The sequence below is a fragment of the Streptomyces sp. NPDC035033 genome (genome assembly GCF_040636735.1).
Taxonomy (GTDB): Bacteria; Actinomycetota; Actinomycetes; order Streptomycetales; family Streptomycetaceae; genus Streptomyces.
Map to the genome: position 1 here is coordinate 38,751 of NZ_JBEZUZ010000065.1, position 7,027 is coordinate 45,777.

General features: G+C 73.6%; 7 protein-coding genes. 3 read left to right on the forward strand and 4 right to left on the reverse strand.

The genetic code is table 11. The annotated features are described in order from the left end of the window. Nucleotides 1–44: 44 nt before the first annotated feature. Entirely contained in the window at nucleotides 45–1,202 is a 1,158-nt protein-coding gene (locus tag AB0E83_RS24315) for an FAD-dependent monooxygenase (protein ID WP_362115578.1), read from the reverse strand. A gap of 72 nt (nucleotides 1,203–1,274) precedes the next feature. Here AB0E83_RS24315 and AB0E83_RS24320 point away from each other — a divergent pair, with 72 nt between their 5' ends. Both AB0E83_RS24320 and AB0E83_RS24325 read left to right on the forward strand, forming a co-directional pair. Further along, entirely contained in the window at nucleotides 1,275–1,907 is a 633-nt protein-coding gene (locus AB0E83_RS24320; protein ID WP_362115581.1) for a TetR family transcriptional regulator C-terminal domain-containing protein, read from the forward strand. 49 nt (nucleotides 1,908–1,956) lie between these two features. Beyond that, entirely contained in the window at nucleotides 1,957–3,333 is a 1,377-nt protein-coding gene (locus tag AB0E83_RS24325; RefSeq protein WP_362115584.1) for a hypothetical protein, read from the forward strand. Nucleotides 3,334–3,463: 130 nt separating this feature from the next. On the opposite strand, the gene AB0E83_RS24330 is transcribed toward AB0E83_RS24325, so the two are convergent. Both AB0E83_RS24330 and AB0E83_RS24335 read right to left on the reverse strand, forming a co-directional pair. Continuing rightward, nucleotides 3,464–4,222, reverse strand: coding sequence for a hypothetical protein (locus AB0E83_RS24330; protein ID WP_362115602.1), 759 nt, complete (start codon nucleotides 4,220–4,222; stop codon nucleotides 3,464–3,466). 313 nt (nucleotides 4,223–4,535) lie between these two features. Continuing rightward, entirely contained in the window at nucleotides 4,536–5,273 is a 738-nt protein-coding gene (locus tag AB0E83_RS24335) for a helix-turn-helix transcriptional regulator (RefSeq protein ID WP_362115587.1), read from the reverse strand. Nucleotides 5,274–5,327: 54 nt separating this feature from the next. Here AB0E83_RS24335 and AB0E83_RS24340 point away from each other — a divergent pair, with 54 nt between their 5' ends. Then, on the forward strand, nucleotides 5,328–6,554 hold the full coding sequence (locus AB0E83_RS24340; RefSeq protein WP_362115590.1) for an MFS transporter: 1,227 nt from the start codon (nucleotides 5,328–5,330) through the stop codon (nucleotides 6,552–6,554). A gap of 239 nt (nucleotides 6,555–6,793) precedes the next feature. On the opposite strand, the gene AB0E83_RS24345 is transcribed toward AB0E83_RS24340, so the two are convergent. Beyond that, on the reverse strand, nucleotides 6,794–7,027 hold a 234-nt coding region (locus AB0E83_RS24345; protein ID WP_362115593.1), incomplete at its 5' end, for a hypothetical protein.

A 7,027-nucleotide genomic window follows, 5' to 3' on the forward strand; every position in this document is an offset into this window, starting at 1 on the left:
CGCCCCTCCCCGCCGCCCGCCCCCACCGTCCACGGCCCGCCGGATCAGGGCAGCTTCGGCGAGGTCCAGGCGTGGTGCCGGAGGATCATGCGGAGGGCGAGCGGGGAGGGCGTCAGCCGCATCGCCGTGTTGCGCAGCGCCACGGCCAGGGGGTGGGAGAGCTGGTGGCCCATCCGCCCGGCCTGCCGGGCGGCCAGCGCGACGGCCTGGCTGCGGGGCCGGCGCTCCGCGTCGTACCGGGCGAGCCCGGCTTCGACGGTGGCCTCCGTGGCGAGCGCGGCGGCCAGGGTGACCGCGTCCTCCAGTGCCTGGCAGGCGCCCTGCCCGAGGTTGGGGGTCATCGCGTGGGCCGCGTCGCCGAGCAGCGCCACCCGGCCGACCACGTACGAGGGCAGCGGCGCGCGGAGCTCGTTCACGTCGTGGTGCAGCACCGCCCCGGGCCGGGTGGCGTCGAGCAGGGCGGGGACCGGGTCGTGCCAGTCGCGGAAGCGCCGGCGCAGTTCGGCCAGCGGGTCGGCGAACCGGGTGCGGGCGGGCAGGCGGAGGACGGCGTGCCACTCGGCCCGTCCGTCCCGGAAGGCGATGTGCCCGAACTCGGCGCCGTGCCCCCAGGTCAGCTCGAAGTCCGTGCGCAGCTCGATCGGCCGCTCGGTGATGCCGCGCAGCACCGTGGAGCCGCTGTAGACCGGGCCGGGGTGGTCCGGGAAGAGCCGGCCGCGCACCGCGCTGCCGATGCCGTCGGCCGCCACCACCAGATCGGCGTCCAGGACCGCGTCGCCGCAGTCGACGCGCGCCGTCCCGGGGCCGGTCCGCTCCACGGAGACCGCCTCCGCGCCGATCAGCAGCGCCTCGGCGGGCAGCGCCTCGCGCAGCAGCCGGTGCAGGGTGGAGCGGGGGATGCCCATGATCGGCGTGCCCACCGCCCGCTCCAGCGCCGAGCCGTCCATCCGGGCCAGCCAGCCGCCCCCGGGCGTGCGGGTGCCGCCGTCGTACTGCCCCCGCGAGGCGCTCCGCACCGCCTCGCCGACACCGAGCTCGTCCAGGGCCCGCAGCCCGTTGGCGGCCAGGGAGATGCCCGCGCCCGCGTCGTCGAGCGAGGCCGCGCGCTCGACGACCCGGACGTCCCAGCCGATGCGGCGCAGACCGATCGCGGCGGCCAGCCCCCCGATGCCGCCTCCGACCACCACTGCCGTGCCGCCCATGACGCAACCCCTTTCCTTCTACATCTGTAGAAGATGACCCTAGCGGAGCCTCTACGGGTGTAGAAAGGGGCCATGGCTTCGGATCGTCGCACCCACCTCGCGGACGCGGCCCTCGACGTGCTCGCCGACGAAGGGATCCGCGGTCTGACCCACCGCGCGGTCGACCGCCGGGCAGCCCTCCCGCCCGGCACCACTTCGGCCTACTTCCGCACCCGCGCCGCGCTGCTCACCGCACTCGTCACGCGCCTGGTCCACCTCGACCAGGCGGAACTCCGGACGACGGCCGAACGGCTCCCGCCCCTCCGCACCGCCGGGGAACTGGTGGACGGCCTCGAACTGCTCACCCGCGAGCGGCTCACCGGAGAAGGCCGCCGCCGCTCGCTCGCCCGCTGCGCCTGCGCCGTCGAGAGCGTCCGCGACCCCGAACTGCGCGAGATCCTCGTCCCCCGCGAGAACCCCGGCCGCGAGGCCGTCCGGCTGTTCCTGGACGCCCACGGCGTGACGGACGTCGAGCAGCGCACCGACACCCTCCTGGCCTGTGTCGACGGACTGGTCTTCGACCGCCTGGTCACCGGCGGCGAGGTCCCCCGCGAGGCCCTCGAAGGACTGGTCGCCGCGGCCCTCCGCCAGGAGGGGCCGTCACGTGCCCCGCGCCGGCCCCGGCCCGAAGGAGGAAGGCCGCCCGCCGCGGCCCCGACCGAGTGACCGCTCGCCCCACGGCGGCATGTCAGTGGTCGCTCCTACGCTCCTGACCGTGAACATCGACGACCTCGCGTGGCAGGCGAGCAAGAACCGCGGCATCTCCCCGAAGAGAACGGCCCTCCTGCTGGAGCACGGTCACCTGGACCTGGTGATCCGGGCGGCGGCGGAGCGCGGCGAGTGGTTCTGCGCGGAGCGCGCGGCGCGAGAGCTCTGCCGGTCGGGCGCGTTCGGGCGAGCCCTGGAAGTGATGGAGCCGTTCGCCGCGACCGGGTGGCGGACGGCCCTGTGGGCGAAGGCGGAGATCCTGCTGCGGGCGGGCCGGGTCGACGAGGCCCTGGACCTGGTGTGCCCGGACGAGGAGGGCCGCGCCTCACCGGCCGTGTGCCGTGACTTCGCCGAGCTGCTCGCCGGGGCAGGACGCGTGGACGAGGCCGTCGACCTCCTCGTCCCGCACCTCGGCGCGTCGTGGATCCGGACGGCCCTGGTGGAGATCACCGAAGGCGAGGACCGCGACGAGCGGGTGCTGGAGCTGCTCGCCCCGGACGCCGAAGCCGCACGACGGGCCCGCGACGAGGGCCGCTGGGACTACTCCCGCTCGGACGCGCAGGAGCTCCGGGCCCGGGTGCTGGAGCGCGCGGGCCGGGTCGACGAGGCGATCCGGATCCTCGCCGAGGACGTGGCCGAGCGCCGTTTCCTCCCGGGGAACGCCCTCACCGCCTACGCCGGACTGCTGGCGCGCCACGGCCGTCTCGACGAGTTGCGCGCGCTGGCCGCCGGACAGGACGCGCGCACCCTCCTGCACGTCTACGCCGACGCCCTGCGGGACCACGGCCGGGCCGAGGAGGCCGAGACGGTGATGCGCGAGGCGCTCGCCGCCGACGACTGGGTCGGCCACCGGGCCTGGCTCTCCTCTGCCCTGCTGGAGGACGGCCGGCTGGACGACGCGATCACCGTGGCCGAACCCGGCTTCAGCTGGTACGACTGCTCCAACCTTCTGGCCCCGCTCGTGTACCCCCTCCTCGACCGGCCCGCGGAACTGCTCCGCCTCCTGGAGCACCCCCTCACCGTGCCCCACCACGGCCACGAGGAGTTCCAGCACTGGTGGCGGGCCTACGCCCTCGCCGGCCTCGGCCGGGCCGAGGAGGCGATCGCCGTGATCGAAGCCCACCCGGATCCGTGGACCGACCCCCGCGTCGTCAGGGCCGGCCTCCTCGGCACCGCCGGCCACCTCGCTGCCGCCGCCGCTGAACTGCGGGACCTCGACATGCTCACGGCACGCGAGGAACTGTTCGAGATCCTGGTCCTGCAAGGCCGAGCGGCCGAGGCCATCGCCACCCACCCCACCGTCGCCGAACAGCGAGCCGCCGAAGCGAAGCACGAACCCGTTCCGCTCCGCGAGGACGGCTACTCCCTGGAGCCGCCCTTCTAGGGCGGCCCCGCCACGCCACGGCCGTCGGTTCTTCCACGGCGACCCCTTCGATCAGATCGCCGAGACCCTACGGCAACGCACCGACGACCAGCCCGGCGGAGCCGGAGGAGGTCTGTCGGCCCGGCCCGGTTCAGTAGCGGTGGCCGGGCCAGTGCGGATCCTCCCAACGGGCGGGCCCGGTGAGGCCGACGAGCCGTACGCGGTGGAGCAACTCCTCGGGGGCCCCGTGGGTTCGAAGCCGCGCGGGGGCGTGACGCGCCAGCCAGGCCGCGAGTTCGGTACGCAGGGCGTCCTCGTCGTCCCAGGTGTCCCAGGGGAGTCGATCCCCCAGCAGGTCGTACTCCCAACGGGCGGCCGCTTCGGCCAAGTGCCGGTCGGCGACGCCGTGTTCGAGCGTCTCCCAGGTGCGGAGCCACGGCCCGAGCGCCCCGGACGCCTCGGCGCACAGCGCGAGGACCTCGTACGCGGGGACAGCGGGATCCGGGTCGACGAGGGTACGGACCCACCAGGCGCCCAGGAACTCCCGTACCGCCGCGCTCTGACGCGCGGGCCACTCCCACCAGCGACCGCGCGCGAACGAACGCCCGGCCTCCTCCATGCCGAACAGCGGCTCCACGAGACCGCCCGTCAGCGCCCTGGCGAACTGGGGAAGGACGCGACGCAACACCGCGCCGTGGTCGCTCCAGTCGGGAGCGTCCCACGTACGGCGCAGCAGATCCGGATCGAGCACCACGTCCGGCACCTTCAGAAGGGCGAGCTCCTCCTCGCTGCCCCAGTGACAGGTGCACTGGACCTCGTCACCGCGCGCGGTCATGCCGCGGAAGGCGACGTCCAGGCCGTCCAGAGCACGGTCGAGCCGGAGTCGTACGGAGAAGTCGTCGGGCGTCATCGTCGGCACAGCCTCAAGGGACTCCGGCGGCCTCCGCCGACCGAAGGCCACGACCTTACCGCCCCCGTCCCCCCGCCCCCACCGGTTTCCCGTCCCATCCGGACCGGTGCACCGGAAGCGCGCCGCGGAAGGCGGTGCCCAGGCGGGCCAGGGCCGTTCCCGGTGCCGATCCGGTCACGCGGCGAGGGGCCGCCAGGTGCCCCGCCCAGCCGCCTCGCGGATCGCAGCGGCCGTAGGCGATGTGACGGGGGAACGAGCGGACCGTCCTGTCGGCCCGATGGTCTTCGCCCCCGCGCCCCTGGCCGGGGAGCCCTCAGGGGGAGGAACCGGGGGTGTGGCCGAAGACGCGGCGGAAGACGTCGATGAAGGTGCTGGCGGACGACCAGCCGCAGCGGTGGGCGACCGTGGTGACGGGGGTGCGGTCGGCGAGGAGGACCAGCGCGTGGTGGAGCCTGATCTGGGTCCGCCACTGGGGATAGGTGAGGCCGAGGTCGTCACGGAGCCGGCGGGAGAGCGTACGGGCGCTGGCGCCGATCTGCCGCCCGAGTTCGTCGAGGGAACGGTTGTCCGCCGGGTCGGCGCGCAGGATGTCGTGCAGTTCCCGGAGCAGGGGACTGGTGGGCGTCGGCAGGTGCAGCGGCTGCTCGGGGGAGACCCTGAGCTGGTCGAGCAGGACGGCGCGCAGCCGCAGGCGGGGCGGGCTGTCGTCCTCGGGCGCGCGGGTGTAGGCGACGATGAGTTCGCGCAGGAGGGGACTGACGGTGAGGACGGCCGGTCTGTCGAGACCGAGCGGATTCACCGTGACGGGCAGGCCGATGAGGTGGAGGTCGAGCTCGCCGTGGGCCTGGTGGTGGTGGACGGTACCCGCCGGGATCCAGAGCGCGCGCGTGGCGGGCGCGACCCAGGAGCCGGCATCCGTGGTGACGGCGATGGCGCCCCGGCCGGCGTAGGCGATCTGGTGGTCGTCGTGGCGGTGCGCGTCGATCTCGCCGCCGGACGCGAGACGCTGGGTCCGGGTCGGCGCGACGGGCGTGTGGCGGATCTTCTGCATCGCCTGGCAATTTATCGAAAGCGGGACACCGGCCGCGCCTCCCACCATGAACGGGTGCGAAGGAACTCACCGATCTCCCTGCTGGCCGTGGGGCACGCCTGCGTCGACCTCTACCAGGGCGCCGTCGCGGCACTCGTCCCGTTCTTCGTGGCCGAACGCGCCTACGGCTACGCCGCCGCCTCCGGCCTCGTCCTGGCCGCGTCCCTGCTGTCGTCGGTGGCCCAGCCGCTGTTCGGCGCGCTCACCGACCGGTGGGCGATGCCGTGGCTGCTGCCGACCGGCACGCTGCTGGGCGGCGCGGGCATCGCGCTGAGCGGCCTGAGCGGTTCCTACGGCCTCACCCTCGTCTTCGTCGCCGTCTCCGGCATCGGGGTGGCCGCCTACCACCCGGAAGCCGCCCGGGTGGCCCGGCTGGCCGCCCGGGGGAGCCACAGCGCGATGAGCCGCTTCTCCCTCGGCGGCAACATCGGTTTCGCCCTCGCCCCGCTCGTGGTGTCCTTCGCGATCGGGCAGGGCTCACTGCGCTGGACACCGGTCCTCGTCCTCCCCGCCCTCGCCGGCGCCGCCCTGTGCGTGCCCGTCCTCCGGATGCTCGCCCGGTCCCGGGCCGGCACGTCCGGGGCGTCGGCGCCCCGGGGAGCCGACGACGTGGCCTCGTTCGTGAAGCTGTCCCTGGCGGTCGTCTTCCGCTCCGTCGTCTTCACCGGCCTGAGCACCTTCGTCGCCCTCCACGCCCAGCAGCGCACGGAGGGCGGCACCACGGCGGGAACCGTCGCCCTGTTCCTGCTGTTCCTGGGCGGCGCCGTCGGCTCGCTCCTGGGCGGCTTCCTGGCCGACCGCCACGGCCGGGTCCGCGTCTCCCGCTGGTCCTACCTGCTCTCGGCCGCCGCCGTCGCCGGAGTGGTGTACGCACCCGGTCCGGCCATGTTCCTCTTCGTGGCCCTCACCTCCGCCGGCCTGTACGTCCCCTTCTCCCTCCAGGTCACCCTCGGCCAGGACTACCTGCCCTCCCGCATGGGCACCGCCAGCGGCGTCACCCTCGGCCTCACCGTCAGCATCGGCGGTCTCATCGCTCCCCTCCTGGGACACCTGGCCGACTCCACCACCCTGCGGACGGCCCTGACCCCCCTGATCGCCATGCCCGTCCTGAGCTGGCTGCTCTTCCGCACCCTGCCCGACCCCACGCCCCCCGAGGCCCCGACCCCGCTCCAAGAGCCCGGCGACTCCGCCCCCGCGGGACCGCCGACGCCGGCCTCGTCCACCCGCAAAGCCCCGAGTTGACACGGGGTTGCTTGATCCGTAGTGTCCTCCGAGCTGTCACGGAGCCGGAACGGTTCTGCGACGGCCATCCCGCCGCGCGAGCGGCACCTCACTCCAGCACGGTCTCCCTCACGGGATGAATTCCGGCATGCCGAAATTCAATTCGAACGACTCGATTATGAGCCGCCGAAGGAATCCGCTAAGGTTTGAGACGTCGGAACGGCCCAACAGCCGTGAAGACAAACCCCGCTGACCGGGGATCAGACACCGAAAGGATCTGATAGAGTCGGAAAGCGCCGGAAGGCCCCGAGAGAAAAAGAATCGGGACCGGAAAGCACCGAGGAAATCGGATCGGAAAGATCTGATAGAGTCGGAAACGAAGGAAGCGCCCGGAGGGCCCGGAAATCGGGACCGAAGGAAGCGTCCGCACCTTGAGAACTCAACAGCGTGCCAAAAATCAACGCCAGATTAGTTGATACCCCGTCCAGCCGGTC

What these genes read in the sequence shown, in the direction of transcription:
- AB0E83_RS24315 (WP_362115578.1), bottom strand. Translation starts at nt 1,202, where the DNA reads ATGGGCGGCACGGCAGTGGTGGTCGGAGGCGGCATCGGGGGGCTGGCC.
- AB0E83_RS24335 (WP_362115587.1), bottom strand. Translation starts at nt 5,273, where the DNA reads ATGCAGAAGATCCGCCACACGCCCGTCGCGCCGACCCGGACCCAGCGT.
- AB0E83_RS24320 (WP_362115581.1), top strand. Translation starts at nt 1,275, where the DNA reads ATGGCTTCGGATCGTCGCACCCACCTCGCGGACGCGGCCCTCGACGTG.
- AB0E83_RS24330 (WP_362115602.1), bottom strand. Translation starts at nt 4,222, where the DNA reads ATGACGCCCGACGACTTCTCCGTACGACTCCGGCTCGACCGTGCTCTG.